This is a genomic window from Candidatus Omnitrophota bacterium (assembly GCA_028716165.1).
GTDB lineage: Bacteria > Omnitrophota > Gorgyraeia > JABMRG01 > JABMRG01 > JAQUQI01.
This window is the reverse complement of record JAQUQI010000005.1, coordinates 53173-72530: the sequence shown is the minus strand read 5'-3', so window position 1 is coordinate 72530 and position 19358 is coordinate 53173. Positions and strand designations below refer to the sequence as shown.

The following is a 19358-nucleotide window of genomic DNA, read 5'->3' as shown; positions in this document are numbered from 1 at the left end:
CGCGCGCGGGATTGGTATCAGCAGGCATTTGCCGCGCGGGCAATCAGGACAAAAGGTTTCAAAAGAAGCCTTACAAGCTTTCTTAAAACAGGCTTATCGCATATAAATCTCGCCAAAGGCGGGCTAATCTTGTAGTAATTGTCAACAAATGCCGCGCCTAACCGCGACTTTAAAAGATAATTATCCCTGAATGCTCTTAAAGTCAATACGTCTTGCGATGCGGGAGTGCCGTATGCCGCTGTCGCGATAAAGCAATAACTGGCAACCGAGCTTGAGCCGGATGATGAACCGCTTCCGGAAGAAACAGCCGCCGCGCCGCCGGCCAAAACACCCCAGCCAAAAATAGTCAAATGATTCACCTGTGCTGAAATAAGATTCTCATTAGGATATACTACCGAATTATACAGTATTTCCCACTCACCCGTATTCTCGTTATACCATTTCAGGACAAGATCATTTTCATTAATATTTGTTCCGTCAATAATACCGTCATTATCGGCATCCGGATAAGGTATCGTAATAGTTATATCTTTCAAGAACTGGCTTAATCCCGTCATAGTAACATCTATAGTATTACTAGCGCCCGGTATAATGACCTGCTTGGAAGTAAGCGTTGTAACGCTGCTGCCCGGAACGGAGCCATAAGGTATGTCTATACGCGTGCCGTCTAAAAGCACCATACTGCTTGACTGCCACGGGTCTACAACCTGGCTCTTTACATAGGTGCCATTATTATTTTCATAGACATCGGGCGCCGCGGAACTGTTGTCTATGATAAGGGTCATGGTCTTGAAATCAGATGAAGAAATACCGTTTACTATAGCCCTTACATTATAGGTGCCATTAGCGCGCGCGGTAGTATCCCAGGCGACCGCGTAAGACATGACCGGCTGGCCATAGCCGATATCAAACCATGAAACACCTCCGTCAGGGCTATACTGGAACATAACGCTGTTTATCCCCGCGTCATCAGGAAAGACATCGGCAGACAGCGTTACGGAATTTCCGGCGATAACCTGGCCTTCTTTGGGGGCCTTTATAGCGCTACCATAAGAAACCGGATAAGCACAAAACACAGGGATGTAATCTGTGTCAATATTTCCGCTGGAATCGGTCACCTTTAGTGTGGCGACAAAATAACCCGGTACCGCATAGTTATACACGGGTGTTTCATTGGGGTCTGTCGTTGTATAATCAATTCTCTTATCACCGTCAAAATCCCATTCAAATTGAACAGCATCCGCCGTGCTTGACAAATGGTTGAATCTTGCCTTGACAGGGACCACCGCGCTTGTAATCTCACCCGTAAGCGGGCCTCCATCGGCAGATACCAGGGCTTCGGCACGGACCGCGGGCTCACCGCCTTCTATAATAACTATACCGGTTTTATAAGAAGACAGATTAGCCTCTGTGTGGGCCTTTAATGTGGCCCTATAAATGCCCGGGGCGCCGTATTTGCGATTAACGCTTGCAAAACCTGTCCACCCGCTGTTTTCTACAGATGACGACCAATCATATATACCGTCTGATTCAAAATCCCATTCAAGTTTCTTAGCATATCCGTAGCTATTGCCGGCGGCAGGCATGCCGTAACCACCCAATGTAACGCTTGAAGCCGATACCCCATATACAACGCTATTATCCAGATAAACAACAGGCCTGTAATTAGAATTATCCCATCCCGCGGCGTTGGACATCACGCTCAAATAGGCTGTATCTGATAAACCCGACGAATCAGTCACTTTAAGCGAGCCTGTAAACATACGCGATATCGTCTCGTCAAATCTCTTTGTGGCATCAGCCGACTTCGCGGATGAAAGCTCATACTCTCCGTTTCCGGAGACATCCCATTGATACATCACAATCTCTTTTCCGGAATATGCCGCGCCGGTTCCTTTCAGGGCACGGGTTGAGGCTATTACGAATTCATTTGCCACAGGATATGACAATAGATCGCCGGACAACCGAGCCGTAGGCGAAGATGGTGTTTTTAACGCGTTGACGGTCAGACCGGAAACAGCTATTTTCCCATTCTTATTGGTCACACGGACTTTTGCATTATGCGCGCCTCCAGCCGTATATTTATATTTTACGGTATTGCCTTCGGAAGCGTATTGCCATCTGTCATATGTTCCGTTCCCGTCAAAATCCCATTCATATTTAACAATATCACTGCCTATCGCGTTAACGGTAAATGTGACGTCAAGCGGTATCTGGCCCGTTAAAGGCGAGGCGGAAAACGCTACATACATAGTGCTGTCAAAAATATCTATACCGCGCGCGGTTAGAATATATTTTTCAAGCCCCGTAAACCCGGTATCATCCATTTCATAAGCGTCATAAGGATTGGATGGATCAGCGTCATAATTATCGGGAATACCGTCATAATCGCTATCGCCGCTTGCGGGTATTACAGCGCCCCCTACATTAGGAATACCATTACCGCCATCATAAAGATACGGTATATAACCTGTCTTTGCGAAAACAAAATAACCGGAGGCAAGGGCGGCCTCGCAGTTATAGGTGTCAAAACCCGTGCCTGTGGGGACATTCCCGGCAACAGTCTTATCCAGATAAGAAGCGTAAGGCGCTATTTTTGAAGCGGCATCGTCGTCAGGAACAGTAAAAAAACCTTCTATGCTGTTTACTAAGGTGTTGTATTTATCAAGGTATTGGGCCGCCTTTGTTTGGCTTGACCCTCTCTCGTGATATATCTGCGCGGCCCTCAAATACGCCAGTGCCATTTGAGAAGATATCTCAACCGAGCCATAACTACCTGTCTGCGAAACAGAGAACTTGAAAAAGACCGGTTTACTATCAGCATTAAGAAATGCCGTCCTTGTTTCTATAGCGGTAAACATCGCGTCCACTTCGGCATCCCTCTGGTTCTGGGTTGCGCCAAAAAATGTATCGTCAAACATCATGCTCAAAGGCGCCAGCGCCATTACATCAGTGGCCACATAACCAAAATCTGATTTTATCCACACACCATTTTCGCGGCTTGACGCTGAGTGGAACAGGTGAGTACTAAAATCATACATACTCTTAAGCCATGCCTTTATCTTGTCCGCCGCTTGTTGATAAGAACTGTTCTGGGTTATATGATATAAAGCCTCAAGGGCATAAAGGGCGCGCTCATTCTGTTCGGTTGATTTTAAATTCCAATAAAAGTCCGGGCCTGAATCATGATACATGCCCCTTGGGCCATAACGCAGGCCGCCGTCAGCGTCCTGGAGTTTGAGTATATAATCGCCCAAAAGAACAGCAAATTTTTTGTAGTCTTGCGTCAGAGTCTTGTCATAGGCCTCGGCAGCATACATAATAAGGACAGCGGCAGCTCCGGTATCAACAGACCAGTCCCAACTGTTCCACCAATCCGGGGATGTGTCCCGATTTGCTATCCGTACTATACGATACGGCCCGTATAACAACTCATTACCGGCGTCGTCCGTATAGCCGCTGCTGCATTTCAAAACCGGGTTTAACTCGTCAGAAAGATTATTATAAAAACTCACATAAGTATCAAGTATCGTGGTAAGGCCGTTAAACAGGCTTATCCTTCCCAATATGGCTTGGTCATAACTTGACGCCCCGGAAAATATCAATGACTCGCAGTTGGCCGTTTGGCCGCCATTATAACGCTGAAAACTCCTTGTAAACCCGTTAAATGCATAATCCGTCTGGACAGTGTTATCAAGCGCTCTATCCAAAAAGTATTTTATGTAAGGATATGCCGAAGCATAAAAATCCGGTTTCTCCGGATAAGAATTTTTCACTTCTCCGATGGTAACGGAAGCGCTAAAACCCGATTGCGCTATAGAACTGAAAGCGGCAAAAGAAGGCTGGATATTGGTAAGGCATAGGGCGGCTGTAAGTAAAATGCTTACGCTTTTTACCTTAAACCCGGCCGCTAAATTGAGCCTTGCTGTATTTTTCATATTAACCGCCTGCTTTCGTCTATTCCACGAGGCTTACGTTAACCCCGGACAAATTAAATTCAAACTCTTTTATCGTCTGTTTTATCTTGTCTTCAAATTCAAACATCACGGTAGCTTTGTAGGTGCCGTCTCTTAAATCCGGCTCGCGCCAAGAAAGCGTATATAGTTGGGTCTTGCCGCGTAAGACAATATGAGGCCTCTTTAATATCAATTCGTTAAGCTGTCTGCCGTTATTGTTTTTTATCGCAATACTGATATCCGGCACGATATGAACATTACCGGTATTTTCCATTTCTACGTTAAAATTAAGGTCAAGAAAATCATTTTTTCTGGAAAAAGAGATATGAATATCTTTTATATTTAAACTATAATATTCCGTCCCCTTCACTATCATATAAAGCGGGACACCGTTTTTTATATTTAATTGAGAACCCATTTTATCTTTATAACAAAGAAAAAGCATGGCGACCATTTCCCCCGCTTCTTTTTCAGGGGCATTGATATTTGCTACAAGAGGCGTTGACTCTCCGGCGCGAACGTATATTTCATCTGTTTCCAAAGACAGCCAGGCATAGGGATCTTTTAACCCTGACCAGCCTTTAGGCTCTATGATCATATTAATGTCTTCCGCCCCTTCATTGTGAATATTATATATCACGGTTTTTGATTCGCCCGGATCAAGAAATACAATATGCCTATCAGGCGTTACCATAATCCCGGCCCTCGCTTGAACGGGCGCCATAAGCGCCATTACTACTAATATTATTATATATATATTCTTTTTCATGTTCATCTCGGCCTTATCAGCTGCAATACTCTGATCTTTCGGCCGCCAAATATTACATTATTCAAACTTAATATCATCAATATATATTACACAACCCTCGGGTTCAGGATCGTGTTCCGAATCAAATACTATCGCAAGGCCTCCGGTAACATTGGACATATTTCGTCCGCTGACATAAATGCTGAATTTCTTCCACTGCGTGCTAAGCGATACCCAATCCGTACTCGTCTGTTTACATGAATCCCAAGTATTACCCATATAGATACCTATACTCAACCCTCTTTTATTATCCGTATTGGTGCGCGCCCAAAAAGTTAAAGCGGAGGCCCCTCTTAAGTCATAACCGTTATGCGTAGCGCTTTTGCCATTTTTTTCCCATATATCTGCCGGTTCAAGCCATTGGATGCCTCCCCATGTCCATCCATCGCTTCCCTCATTGCCATTCCATGTAATCTCAAAACAGTGCGGAGGCGAATAAGGTATAACAGATTTGCATTTCGGATTAACGCTAAATTGGCCATTGTAATTCATCCAACCTGAAGGGTTAAAGTGATTAGCAAGCGTGGCACCTGCTTCGTCTGGATAATCCGCCAAAGAAGCATCCTTATAGATATATACAGGAAAAGGTGAAACGCCTTTATAAACTTCAATAGTAAGAGTTGATGTCTGATACTGGGATCCGGCAGGGGACATGGTAAAGTTTGCCGCCAAATAAATATACGCCTTCTTGGGGTTGCCGGTCCTGCCGCCTTCATTCCACGCTATGCCAGACTGGTTCCAGACCGTTATATAATCTTCTGCGTTCTGGAAAGTCTCATTATAGGCTTCTGTTTTAGGGTCATCGGTAGTATTGACATCTTTTAAAAAATGCCACAGATAATTGGTGAAACCAGTATTATCAGCTCGCTGGACAGGGGTAGTAGGGCTTATGACAGAATCCGTCACCTGCCACGCCATAGGCGCAGATAATACGGAATATTTAGCATTGACTAACCCGGCGGGATTAGCGGTACCGATATATTTAGGAGAGGCCGATGTGTTTTTATTGTCCGAATATATCTGTATGCCCCAGCCTGCCGGCAAACCACTATGAGAAATCTCTATGTATTGATTGGCTACTCTCCATCCTGTCTGGCCCGCGATAAGATTACTCCATGTAATAAGGCCGTTACTTGCCGGCTGATTGTTACTGATATTGCGTACAACAACATTCAGACTGCCCTCTGTAAGACCTTTGACAACAACAGAGGCGCTGTCAGCGGCATAACAGTACGAGGCCACAGACAATACTAAGGCCGTGACAAATAAATACATAGAATTTTTTCTATACATGTTAGTAAATCTCATAGTATCTCCCGGATACAAATAAAAACTTTTCTAATATATAAGAACCTGGCCCTGTCCTAACCCTGCCTGATAGCTTAACCGTGTCAGGCAGGGCCAGGAAAATCTTATATATTAGAGACGATACATCTCTACGGTCAAGGAACTGGTAGCGTATGTCGCTCCCGGGGCCGCCTGCGTAAACTTGGCTCCAAGATAAACATAATATGTCATATCAGCAGAAGACGGCGTGGCATAATCTGAAGGCGCATGCTGATAACCTTTAGAACCTATAAAGGTCGCATACTCCTGATAGTTACCAAATGCCTGAACGCCGGCAGTAGCTGTATCCAGATCCGATCGCTTATCAAGCATATAGAACCAGGGATAATAAGTCTGCCCTGTTCCATCGGCGAGGACTGCATATCCTCCGACTGTCTTTTCAATTATACTAAGTTCAGTACTGCCTGAAGCAAGTTTGGTTGTCTTTGTTCTCCATGCCATAGGCAAACTGTAAATAGTATTGCTTTGATTGATCAATCCGGCAGGGTCACCTGATCCAGTATAATTGGTGTTATTGGTATATATCTGTATACCCCAATCACTGTAGGTAGCAAACCCTTGCACAGCGATATACTGCTGTGCCGCCAACCATCCGGTAGTGCCCGCGGTAATTGTAGACCATGTTACAGATGAGCTTGTAGTATCGCCTGTAATGTTTTTCAGGTTGGCGCTAAAAGCCACTGTAACACCGCCCGAACCGCCTACCGTGCCTGAAGCGGAAAAAGTGCTTTTGCCTATGCTTGAGAACTCGGCAAAAGACAGTCCGCTTGTAGAGATTACCATCGTAATGGTCATAATAATGGATAATAATACTCTCATGTTTTTCACCTCCTTTCCGGTAAATTTTTTAATAAAACTCCAAGTAAGAAATTTCATCTTTTCTCCTCTCTTATTACTTTATATATAAAACAATAATAATAAACAAAACTACAAAAAACTACTTTTATATTATAAATATAGCAGAAAACCTATCTTTTGTCAAGCTTTTTGTATTATTTTCTAAAGTTTTAAAAAAATCTATTTTTATTCTTCCCACCGATTAATTTTTTGATTTTTATCAGCAGTTTTTAAGACAAAATCTGCCTAAAAACCGCACAAAAAGGCATGATCAGCCTAAAAGAACCTCAACTTTATGGACATTGCCGTCCGAGTGCGGATAAATAAGATTTGACTCCATCTGCCTGCCATCAACAATAAGCTTTTTGACTCCCTTTTCTTTGTTATCAGGGTTTTTGATCAATATATCATAAATAGACCCTCTAAAAGGCCTTTTTATCCTTGCCTGTTTCCAGGAACTTGGTATACAGGGATCTATACGCAAACCTTCATATTCGCGCCTGGCGCCCAATACCCATTCGGTAGCCGCCAAAAAATTCCAACCCGCATTACCCGTTATCCATGTAAAAGCGCCCTCTCCGGAGAGATAAGGGTGCTGGGGGCCTACAATATATTCCGCATAGGCGAAAGGTTCTGTCTTATAAAGATCGTAGTCCTTCTGATTACATGGCATGATCTTCTTCATAGCCTCATATGCCTTGTTCCCTCGGCCGGCCATACATTCCGCGACCGCTTGAAACATGACCGCGTGGCAAAATACCGCGGCATTCTCCTTGGTGCCTTCCGAAAACATGCTGATCCTTCCTAATCTGCTGTCCCATTTGGAAAAAGCCGGATAAAATAACGCCAGGCCGTGCGGACCATTAAGATATTTATCAACGGATTTCAGTATTTTTTCTCTGCGCGCGGCATCAGCCACACCGGAAAGCACGGCCCAGCTCTGCGTATTGATAAACACCCTGCCTTCCTTATTTTTGCGGGAACCGTAAATAAACCCTTCATCAGTAAAACCCCTTACGTACCAATTCCCGTCCCAGGCGGAATCATTTATCCTGCCGGTCATTGTGCCGGCTTTATGTAAAAGCTGATCGGCTTTTTCCGTTTGACCTATAAGCAGTGCCATTTCAGCCAATGTCTTAAGGCTTCTGACAAGCGCCATAGCAAGCCAGACGCTTTCCCCCTTAAGCTTGATACCGGCGGCGTCTATCGCGTCATTCCAGTCCGCGTGGCCTATAAGAGGCAGGCCTCTGGGCCCTACATCATTAAAGGTAAAATTCAGGTTCCTCTCAAGATGGTCAAATATAGTCCCTTCCCCGTCGGTAGAAATGCCGGCCTGATAGTTTGTGTCAACAGACCAGCCGTTTATCCATTTGTCTTTAAGATAGGGGGCATATTCAAGCAATATTTCCTTATCACCGGTCTCTTTGACATAGGCCGACACAGTCATGGTAAGCCAAATAGGATGGTCCTTGTTCGGCCTGTGGCCGGCAGGGCCTGTGGTATCGGAAAAACCCGGGGCGCATGTGCCGTCTTTTCTGATAAGAGAAACTATGCGCCTGATTTTCTTTTTGGCGTGCTTTGTGTCTATAGCCATAATACTTTCAGCGTCCTGGCATGAATCTCTGTATCCCCGCCCGCCTGAACCTTCATGATAATAACTGGGTGAACGCGACCAAAAATTACATATATAAACCTGGTACTTAACCCAGTAATTCATCATATTATTAAAATCATCATCCGGCGTTTCTATCACAATGTTGTCTGCGATTCTCTTCTTCCAAAGCGCCTTGACTCTGGCAAATTCTTCTTTTGCTTTTTTAACATTGCGGTATTTTGCAAGTATATCGGATAGATGGTCATCTTTGTCGGTCTGCCCCAGCACTATGGTAAATTCCTTGCGCGAGCCGGGTTTCAAAACCACATTATGTTTGAGACACGCTATAGAATCCTCGCCTGAAGTAAACCCTGAATTCTTAAAACTCCCCTCAAGGACAGCCTGCGGCGTTTCCTCCGTATTATATCGCCCCAAGAAACCGTCTTTTTGCGTGGCATAGCCTGCCACAGGAAGGCTTGAAGCAAGAAAATTTATATAAGGATAGGGTTTTATCCGCATATCCGCCCAGAATGCCGTTTTTTTGGCAAACACGGCCTTTTTGGTTTTATCAAACCAGACCCTATTGTAAAGGTTCATTATATTGCGGTAACGAAGTTCCTGATGGTAATCCCCAAGAAGCCATTCCGCGTACGGATATACCTCCAGGTTTTTAGTCTTTGACGTATCATTTGATATCTTCACATGCCACACTTCACAGGTATCATGGCAAGGGACAAAAAATGTGGTTTCAATGTTAATACCGTAATATGTGGTATTTGTAATAGTATAACCCAAGCCATGCCGCGACTGATAAAATTGCGGTTTGACCCTCATCGGCTGATAAGAGGCTGACCAGCATTTACCGGTATTTTTATCCCTTAGATAAATATACCTGCCCGGCCTGTCAAAATGCCAGTTATCGGGCTGCCACCGCAGTATCCTATCGCTTCGGCAGTCTTTGTAAAAACTATAACCTCCGGCATTTTGCGATATAACGGCGCAATAGTCTTCATTGGTAAGATAATTAATCCAAGGCCTGGGGGTGACAGGATTAGTTATAATAAATTCAAGACGGTCTTTGGAAAAATAGCCGTATTTTTTCAGGTTCATTCTGATGGGATTCTCCTATAATAGAGCCTTTTAGGGGGTTAAATGTTTCAGGATATCTATATACCACATAAACAGAAAATAATCAAGCATTAAAATCATAACCGGCGGGCGGGGGACGGTCAGGCCATTTCTATCTCTATACGCGAAATATCGCCTTTTCTTATGTCGTTTGAATAAGGATACGGTATAGAGGCACCCTTAAACCGGGCTGTCCTGCCGTCTGTCCATCGCATAAAAATACTCTTTATTTTTGCCCCTGACGGGCCGAAAGTATCTTTTCTCAAAGGATTATGATAAACCACCTGCGTCTTTGAAAGAAAACTAAACGCGAAAACACCTTTCGCAAACCCCTCTGCCGGCCCCGCGGTGAACAACCAGCCGGGAAGGATGGGCTTGAATCCGGCGCATAACCTTGCTTCCTTGTCTAAATAAAACGGCCTATGCCCCAGGCACATAATCAGCCAGATATTTATGAATTCCGCCGTTGAACCGCTTAAGCGCGCCACAAAACCATTGCCATGAAGGCCCTTTTCAGGAAAAGCGCTTGAGACAATAAAAGAAGAATTTTCAAATATACTCCTGCCGTATATCTCCGGTTTCATGAACGGAACAAAAACATTGCGAAAATCATCAAAAAATTCCCTGTAAAGGCCTGATTTCAATAATTCCAGCATATATTTATATTCCATATGCAGCCAGACAGATTCATTCTCAAGCCAGCCCGGAGTAAACACGCGCGAACGGCCTATCTCTTCCGGCATGCTGCAAAGCGCTGCGCAGACTTTATACATTTTAAGCTTTTTATCAAACAGCCCGCTGGAGCGGACCGTCTTGTGATATTTCAGGCAATCCTTTTTGCCGGATACCCTGAACGCGTGTACCATGCCTTCAAGAAAAAAAGGAAGAGGCGTCTGCCGGAATTTCCCGGCCCTGGCATAAACCTTGTCCGGATCTTTTGATACAGCGCTATATTCAACCGCCTCATTGATAAAATAAGAGCGGTAAAGTTTTGACTTTTTATCATAAGCCTTTTCCAGGCCCCTGTCAATTAACGACAAAAATACGCGCAATATAGAATCCAGCTCTTTAAGCCTTATTTCTTTTTCACTGCCTTCAAAACCAAATTTTGTCTTTAAGCGGTATTTTTCTTTTAAGCTGTTTCTCCTGTCCCAGCGCGTGAAATCGCTTAAGCCGCTTTCGCATGTCCGGCATAATCCGTTTAATAGGTCATATAGCTCAACCGGGATACGGGCGCTGTTTTTCTTCGCAGGCCCTAATCCCGCGACCGCGCCCCTTAAAAACATGATCCATCTTTTTAACTCAAAAGTCTCGCAAGTTGATGAACCCAAAAGCCCGGGCAGGCCGTTGAGAGAGTCATACCAATTAGGTTTATCCGCTTCCATTTCTATGCCGCAGCCGAAGGGGTCCAGGCTTGCGAATTTATTGGCTATAACAACCGCCATCTTGACAAGCAGTGTCGTATTATATATGCCGCCTTTGCCGTTTTTAGACCTTGATATATTAGCCGGCCTTCCCCGTGAAGCGATAATACTTTCCTTTTCAGCGTCTTTTACAACACTGCCGAATTGCCTAAAAAAACCTTTATGCAGGAGATGCCTTTTGCTTCTTGGACTAACAATATACGCGTTGTCAAAGAAAGTAAAATCCTCTTTTTGGAACAATATTTCATTCAACATTTCAGGGTATAACCCAGCAAAACTCTCCAGAAGGTCAAGGCAATAATGCCAGTGGTCCGTCCAAAATCCTTCTCCATGAACCGCGTGCGAATGTTTTGTTGAATTCTCCATAATAACGCTTAACAGGCCGGGCCTGGAGCCTCTTAGCATGATGTTATTGCTGTCAATAAAGTTCATCAGCTCGCCGGGAGTAAAATCATTTTTAAGAAATGCCGATACCTTTTCCATATTATAACGGTTTAAAAAACCGCTTATCGCGGCCTTGTCTTGATTGAATTCAAACCGGTCGGGGCATATTACGAGCGGGTTATACCCATCGGTCTGTAGAAGGTTGAAAAAATAATATATATTTTCACTGCCGAGCGCCGGGTTAAACCAGGCATCGCACCTGCGGTTTTGATTAATGTCACGGTAATTACCGTTGCCCTGTGAAAAACAGGAAGGTTCAAGCAAAAACATATTATAATCGCGTTCAAGGTCGCCGTGTTTACGGGAATACAGATACAGGTTTTTCCTGCCCGAAGCATACTCTATGGAAACCGGATACCCTCCGCGCATTATATTGTCAAGAAAATTTTGAGCGCAGTATGAATCAAACGCGGCCGACGAGGACTTGGTAAACACAGTGCTTTGTAAAGACGCGACAAGAGAATCGTTCTCTATCTTTTTGCGGTCAAAATAAGCCGGTTCTGTTATGCGCTTTGACTGGGCCTTCAGATTGTCCAGACTGCTGATATTGCCGGAAATAGAATGATAAACATACTCATCACCCTGCTTAAGCCTGATACGTTTATACGCGAACGCGCAAGGAGTCTTTGACTTGGCAAACTGGCACTTTGGAACCGGGAAAAAGCCCTTTCGTAAAAAAGCGGCGGGAATGATTAGGTCGTTTTGCGCGCCGAAAACAAGATCAGGCTGAACAATTACTTTCATTGCCCCCTTAGAATCAAAGGGCGCATAAAAATTACCTCTTTTTACATGCACAACCTCCGGACGGTCGGCCGGCTCCACTTTGAGCCTGAAAAACGGCAGGTCATTCTCAAGGTTTTCAACCACAACCCAGGCTTCAATAGTGCGCGACATCTGTTTTAAAAAAAAATTATTTACGCCATAAGGCTGAATCTGCGGCAGGCCGTCTAATACCTCAAATTCTTTCGCTTCTTTTGCCAGATTGGTTATAGTTACCTTTCTGGCAAGGGCGCCGTAAGTGTCTCCGGGTATGGTAAAATATTCTACGCAAACCCCGATGCCCAGCGTGTGATTGACCTCGGACAGTTTAAGCCCGGCAGAAGTAATGATCATGGAATTTTTAATATCATATGAACTATTGTGAAGGCTTGTTGAAAACGCGTCATAAAAAACAGGCCCTGAAGCGCTCATTATTTTTATAAAAGTCCTGAAACCGAGTATCGGGCCAAGATAATAAGATTTGTTGGCAGGCTGAAATTCCATTATCGGATTATCTTTATCCTTCGTGCCGAATGAAGCTATTGCCTGGCCGCGATTTACATAAAAAACCCACGCGGGAACGCCCCATTGGCCGGCTATGCCGCAAAAGAAACTTGAAAACGGCTTGGCAAGATAATAATTGTCTATTATGAACTCATTATTTTTACCAAAATAATATTTTACTTTGCCGGGCATATGATCACCTTTACTGTGTTATAATATATATTATCACAATAAAATTACTCTTTCAAGTTTTACCGGGCCTCCATTTCCCCCGGCAATGCGCTCCGGCCAACCGGTATATCAGATATCAAGGGAGAGCGGGTTATAACCTGTATAAGCAAATATATAATAAATCGTGCCGGCTACAGAACCTGTCCGCCGGCCGCAGGCGACACGCCAGCCATGTCCTGTGTCAACATTGTCAATAGACGCGTATGGAAGGCAGCCCTGGCCCTGGCCCGTGGGAGATGGCGACGATATGACCATCTGGCCGAGTTGCGCCAGATAATACTCGGCCTTGGAACCATATACGTTCTGTTTGACAGTATCGCCGGCAATCTTATAATAATCAGCCATTATTTTTAACGCGACTATCATCTGCGCGGTCCATTCCGTTGAAACGATTCCTCCGCGGGCCATATTGCCGGCCTTAGAAAAATCAAAGCCCGTCACATCAATAACACTGCCGGATGGCCTGTAAAACTTCACCCGTACCCTGCATTCCTTTTCGGCAAATTCCATTATACCATCGGGATCCATACCGTTATTTAAAAGCGCCTTTGGCCCCAGGGCGGCTATGGCCCAGGAAAAGGTATCTGTGGCAATAGTGGCATCTCCTTTGCCCCGCATAAACCTGGCTTCCTGGCTATTATAACCTGACGTTTTAAGCCAATCAAGCGCTTTCAGCGCGGCAGAGGCATACTCCTGTTTATTGGTCAACCTGTAGAGCATGTTGAATAAGGCATAAGCATCAATATTATGTTCTGTGCTGACCCAGTTGACGCCGGGGCCTCCGCTAATGCTTCCATCCGGTGACGCGGACTGCATACCGATCATTTTCAAGGCTATTCTTTCAGCCATCTCAAGAAATTGGGCATTGCCCATCCAGTAGGTATATTGACAGGCAGATATAGCCACCCATATATTAGGGCCCGAATGAACGGTGTACTCTCTCGGGTCGGCTGTTTTTGCGTCATAGGCATTATAAAACAGGCCTTCGCTAAGCGCGGCTTTATTGTTAAAAAAGTCAAGGACGTTTTTAGCCCGTTCGGGTTCGTCCATAAAAATAAAGGCCTGCGCCGCAAGCGCCTGGTCGTAAATAAACGCCCAGTCCTTAAGCGAGGGGTCTCCTTCATAGCTTAATACAAGGCCGGTCTTTCTGACCTGTCTCAACTTTACCCATTCAAACATACGTTCTATGCCGGCCTTTTCAACGCCGCCGCTTTCATACCTTAATCCGGCAAGCTGTTCTTCCAGTAATTCCTCGTCTTCAAACGTTGACTTCAATCCTTTTTTTAACGCTTCATTTTCCTGCTTAAGTGATTGAAGCCTTCCTTCAAGCGTCTTTTTCTCAAGCGCGGCCTTCTTAAGGACCTCTTCTAATTCCATCTGCAAAAGTTCAGTATCGGAATTAATCCGGGAAAGCCTTGACTCTATGACCATGGAAGCCATGCTGTTAGCGCCTTCCTGCCCTGCCTGAAGATTATCAATCTGGGATTCAATTCTTTTTTTCTCAAGGTCCGACTGCTCCAGCATGGACTTGAGCCTAAGCTTTTCTTCATCGGCTCTTTTTTCAATAAATGCTATTTGCGACCTAAGATTGTCTTCATCAGCCGTGCCCTTTGACAGCCCGGACTCCAGCATGTCCTTCCTTACCCTGACCTCATTTAGCTGGCGCTCTATGCGCGATTTTATCATTGAAATAGAAACTACGCGCCTTACCAGGAACTTATTTATGCCTATAGATTTAATATGGTAGAAAGCGAGTATAAACATGAAAAAAAATAGCGCAAGAAACAACAGCGCCGCGATACGCGGCAGCCATTTGAGCCTGCGGGCATAATTTATAACCCTGGCCCTGTCAGCGTCATCTATGGCAGAATATTGAAGGCCTATATCAATACCCTGCCCGCTATCCGGGCTTTGGCGCGGTTTGCTTGTCCACATGATTTCCGCTCTGGCCGGCACAGGCTTGCCTCTTAGAGGCATGTGTATAATTAAATCCAATTCAGACCCTTTCTCTGATAGAATCTTTTCCTGCTCGGGAGACAGGCCTTTTGCTTTAAGGCATATCCCTCCTTCGGACACATCACATGTAAAGCCCTGGTATTGGCGGGCAGGATTATCCGCGCAAAGAGAAAGGCTGAATTCAACAGGAAAACATGAATCCAGCCTTATGTATTTTCTGCGTCCGCTATAATGTCGGGTCATTGCTTATATTTGAAAAAATACGCCCGGGACAAATTAAAAAATATTTATCCCGGGCATGTTTTTACTCATACCTTATGTCATCAAGATAAAACGTGCACCCTTCCGGGTTAACGTCAAGGTTGGTAGCCCATACAAACCCGCCGCTGATATATGTAAGATCTTTGCCTTTCAGGTCTATGCTGTATTGCTGCCAGTCTTTCGTGAGTATGATGGGTCCTGCCGATGCAATATCCGAATCAGGATAAGCCCCGTTAATTCCGCCTACCTTGACTTCCTCCAGGCGCTCGCCGCCTTTTTCGCCGCGGGCCCAAAATGTCAGTTTTCTGGCGCCTGTCAGGTCAAAGCCTCCTTTTTTCTCTCCCCAGTTATTCGGCGGATTCTGCCAATACATACCCGCCCATCTGGCGCCCTGCGAAGCATTGGGCCTATACACAATCTTTATGCACGTAGCGCCCGAATGCGGGCTGTCCTGCCAGGCATCCGTGAAAGAAATGTCATTATAATCGCCCATCCACCCCGACGGGGCAAAGTGATTGCCGCGGGCATTCCTGTCCGAATAAATATTAAACGGTTCAAAATAATCAACCGCCTGCGCCTTCAGCGCCATTGTCGTAAAAACCACGGCCGCCATAAGGATAAAACCTAAAAATCTTTTTTTACCCATGTCTCCTCCTTTTTTATTAACCTCTCCACAACTTTTTATATTCATAATACGACTTTCTTAAGACTCTCTGAAACGGGCTGTTCTTCCCTGAACCCTGCGACGCGATGCCGAGCCATTCCTCATACATCCATCCTCCGGGAAAATTGCCAGCCCACAGAGGTTTGGTATCATGCATATACGGTTCATAGGCCTTCCACCATTCATCCGACCACTCAAACAAGACAGCCCCTATAGCGTTACCCTGGCCCCAGCCGTTGGAATTGGAAACAACGTCTATCCAGCAATTTTTAAGATATTGCGCCTGCTGGTCCTCTGCCGTTTCGGCATCCGTATATCCATTGTAAGCCGGGCAGCCGTATTCCGTTATCAAGACAGGCCTGTCTGTTTCGCGTTTTGCCGTCAGCCAGAGATGGCCAAAACCATAATCCCCGCGGTAAGCGTTCAGGCCGAAGACATCCACGGCAGGGCATTCTTTGGCGAATATATCAATAAACTTTACTTCGCCGTTGCTTATTACCACAGGCCTATGATATGGGTCTATGGATTTTATCAATTCAGCGGCCTTATTAGCGAATCTGTAATATGACACCGGATCGCGCTTGGCGCTATTGGCAACACCGTAATTATTTTCATTTCCCAGGACCCACATAAGCACATATTTTTCCTGTTTATGCTCCTCAACCATTTTCTTCAGGTTATCAAGCATGTTCTGCTGTTGTACGGGGTCTGAATAATCCGTCCCCTTGTACCAGCTGGCGCCCGAGCCTACGGCATAAGCGCCTAAAAAATCCCCCATAAGCGACATAATGCCAAAGTTTTCATACAGATCCTTTAACAAGGGTTTATTTGAGGCATGGTTATAAACCCTTATGGTATTACAGCCCATTTCCCATAAAAGCCTGAAATCGCCGACGGGCTTTTCTTCCGGATCCTGTATATCGTTTCTGTTGTGATCAACCCACGCGTCATATGGCCCGTCTATCTTATTATTTTTGTTGTAGTCATACTGCATCCAATCCTCAAGAGTGCCCTGGTCGGGGCTCTGGCCTATCTTGCTCGGCTCATAAGCAACCCCTTTTACGATATAAGGCTTACCGTCAACTAAAAGCTGCCACGACCTGTCCTCATACTGGACGAGCTTTACGAAATCGCCGTTGGTTGATTTTATTATGTTCTTCCGCGGCAGATCTTTTCTCCTGGCATAATCATATACCCGCGAAGATTTGACCTTCACTATCCTGCCGGGGTCTACCAAAAAAACATCCGTTTTGGGATTATCATCGTAAGAATTATCAACGATAATATAAGCGCCTTCAAGCCTTAAACCAAGCTGGGGGTATTGCCGGCACAAGAAATTTATCCTGTCTATGGCCGCCTGGCCGACATACCACGGGGTTTTCCAGTATGTCCAGCCTATGGTTTTCGGAAAATGGACAACAATGGCATAGTAGGCTTTAATCGCCTGTTTTATACAACCGGCCCTTTCAAGGGCAAGGGCGGTATAAAAAAGCTTTACACCTCTTTCCTCGGCAGCCACGGCCCATTTATAAAAATTCTTTGCGTATTGAGGCTTGTTAATAAAATCCCAGTGCGTGCCGTCCAACGCTCCCGATTGTTTAAGCTCTTTATACAACGGGTCCTTTAGAACAGCCGACGAGTTGGGATGAATACCTTCTCCGGCAGCCTTGGAAAGTCCGGCCTGATCAATTATGGAATAACTGTAAGCCGACGTTCCCGCGCCGTCAAACCTGCCGTATCTTTCATAGTTAATTATCTCTTCACTACCCTTATCGGAAAGCTTAAAAACCGGATTTTCTTCAAATACAATATTTTCAGCGCAACCTGATACGAAAAAACCGCAAGCCGGAATTAAAAAAGCTAATAGGCAAAACCTCAAGCCTCTTAGAAAATAATTATTCTTTATCATAGTATCCGGTATTAATCTTTTCAACTTCGCCTTGAGATATCTGCGAGGGTTTCCACCACCAGCCGCGCGGGTCCCAGTATTGGGCGAAATAAAAATTATCAACCGCCTTTTTATAATTCTCAACCGATTTTTGCCAATCCTTTTTATGCTTATAAAATTCCCCGAGCATAAAATAGCAGACAGCCACATTATTTAAAGCCTCATTCCCGGCTTCAGAACCCGAAGGAGCAAAATCGGTCATCCTGGCCTGCTGGTCTTTTGCCTGCTGGGTATAGAGGTCAAAACACCGTGCCGTATAAGCAAGCAGGGCCTGTTCGTCTTTTTGGTTAAGCGCTTCCCAACTTTTTATAGTAAGGCCCGATAATGAGCTGTCGGAAAAATCATAGTCTTTGGCCTCTCGTCTCCCGATATCAACGCCCTCTATTATCTCCGCTTTTTTAACCGTGGGGCCAACTCCATCCGATATGCCGGCTGAAGCAACAGTATTGTCCTTGTAATATGCCATGGCTTCTTCAGGCAGTTCTAAAGCAAAAGCTCGCGGCATAAAGCAGGTAAAACACACTAAAAAAGTTAATACACTTGCGCGCGGGCCGGACTCTCTTAAAAAAATGTTGCGACTTAACGCGCGAACAAAACAATAAAAAAAATTTATCATCCCTTTACCGCCCCTGCCGTTATGCCTGCTATTATGTGTTTCTGCAAAAAAAGATAGATTATTATTATAGGAATTACGGTTATGGACATGCCTGACATAAGAAGAGGATATTCCGTGATATGGGTCCCTCTGAATACCATCAAAGCCCTCGTAAGGGGCATCAGGCTCTTTCCGGTCAAAACCAGCATGGCAAGCAGGTATTCATTCCAAACGGTCAGAGTGTTAAAAATAACAATAACCGCTATAGCGGGCTTGGCCAAAGGAAGCGCTATGTGCCAGTATATGCCGAATTTGGAACAACCGTCTATCCTGCCCGAATCTTCTAAATCCCCGGGCATCTTATCAAAAAATGTCTTTAATATATAGATACCCAGCGATAATCCGCTATTAATCAGAGGCAGCATATACCCTATCCTCATAATCATATTGTCAAGGAAAGAAAACCCTGTATTAGGATTTAAAAAACCAAGCTTGTTCAATAATACATAAAGAGCGACGAAAACTCCGGGTATTGGTATCATCATGGCGGCCAGAAACACAAAAAATATGATATTCTTACCGGGTATCTTAAGCCTTGATATGCCATATGCCGCCATTGAAGTGACAAAAACCACGCTTACTACGACAACAATGGTATAGAAAAGGCTGTTAAAAAAATACTTTCCGAACCCGCCTCTTGTCCAGGCAATATAAAAATTTTCCCAGTGGGGATTAGCCGGCCACAGGCTCATGTCCGTAAAAACAGTTGCCTGGGTTTTAAGGCTTGAGGCAAACATCCACAGCAAAGGCAGTATACAGCTGGCTGACACAATAATAAGCAGAATATGGGTCAGATATGTTAGTAAAAACTGCTTGGCTTTGTAGTATGCCGGTTTTTGCAT

The 19358-nt window shown here is 44.8% G+C and carries 11 protein-coding genes; all 11 read right to left on the bottom strand.

Annotated features, from left to right (window positions below):
• Nucleotides 1–17 precede the first annotated feature (17 nt).
• Entirely contained in the window at nucleotides 18–3938 is a 3921-nt protein-coding gene (locus PHV77_03890; GenBank protein ID MDD5504439.1) for a PKD domain-containing protein, read from the bottom strand.
• A 19-nt stretch (nucleotides 3939–3957) separates the two neighbouring features.
• A complete protein-coding gene (locus PHV77_03885; GenBank protein MDD5504438.1) occupies nucleotides 3958–4725 on the bottom strand; it encodes a hypothetical protein in 768 nt (255 codons plus the stop codon).
• 57 nt (nucleotides 4726–4782) lie between these two features.
• On the bottom strand, nucleotides 4783–6072 hold the full coding sequence (locus PHV77_03880; GenBank protein MDD5504437.1) for a hypothetical protein: 1290 nt from the start codon (nucleotides 6070–6072) through the stop codon (nucleotides 4783–4785).
• A gap of 111 nt (nucleotides 6073–6183) precedes the next feature.
• Nucleotides 6184–6987, bottom strand: a complete 804-nt coding sequence (locus PHV77_03875) for a hypothetical protein (GenBank protein ID MDD5504436.1) — start codon at nucleotides 6985–6987, stop codon at nucleotides 6184–6186.
• 232 nt (nucleotides 6988–7219) lie between these two features.
• On the bottom strand, nucleotides 7220–9652 hold the full coding sequence (locus PHV77_03870; protein ID MDD5504435.1) for a hypothetical protein: 2433 nt from the start codon (nucleotides 9650–9652) through the stop codon (nucleotides 7220–7222).
• Nucleotides 9653–9771: 119 nt separating this feature from the next.
• Nucleotides 9772–12993 carry a cellobiose phosphorylase gene (locus PHV77_03865; protein ID MDD5504434.1) on the bottom strand — a complete coding sequence of 1074 codons (3222 nt, stop codon included), beginning with the start codon at nucleotides 12991–12993 and terminating at the stop codon, nucleotides 9772–9774.
• 108 nt (nucleotides 12994–13101) lie between these two features.
• The gene (locus tag PHV77_03860; protein ID MDD5504433.1) at nucleotides 13102–15231 is read right to left on the bottom strand and encodes a PilZ domain-containing protein; all 2130 of its coding nucleotides are present in this window, start codon (nucleotides 15229–15231) and stop codon (nucleotides 13102–13104) included.
• Between the two features lie 61 nt (nucleotides 15232–15292).
• Nucleotides 15293–15895, bottom strand: coding sequence for a hypothetical protein (locus PHV77_03855; GenBank protein ID MDD5504432.1), 603 nt, complete (start codon nucleotides 15893–15895; stop codon nucleotides 15293–15295).
• Between the two features lie 16 nt (nucleotides 15896–15911).
• Nucleotides 15912–17822, bottom strand: a complete 1911-nt coding sequence (locus PHV77_03850; GenBank protein MDD5504431.1) for a glycoside hydrolase family 2 TIM barrel-domain containing protein — start codon at nucleotides 17820–17822, stop codon at nucleotides 15912–15914.
• Nucleotides 17809–18366, bottom strand: coding sequence for a hypothetical protein (locus PHV77_03845; protein MDD5504430.1), 558 nt, complete (start codon nucleotides 18364–18366; stop codon nucleotides 17809–17811). Before PHV77_03845 ends, PHV77_03850 begins: the two co-directional genes overlap by 14 nt.
• Nucleotides 18367–18473: 107 nt before the next feature.
• On the bottom strand, nucleotides 18474–19358 hold the full coding sequence (locus PHV77_03840; protein ID MDD5504429.1) for a carbohydrate ABC transporter permease: 885 nt from the start codon (nucleotides 19356–19358) through the stop codon (nucleotides 18474–18476).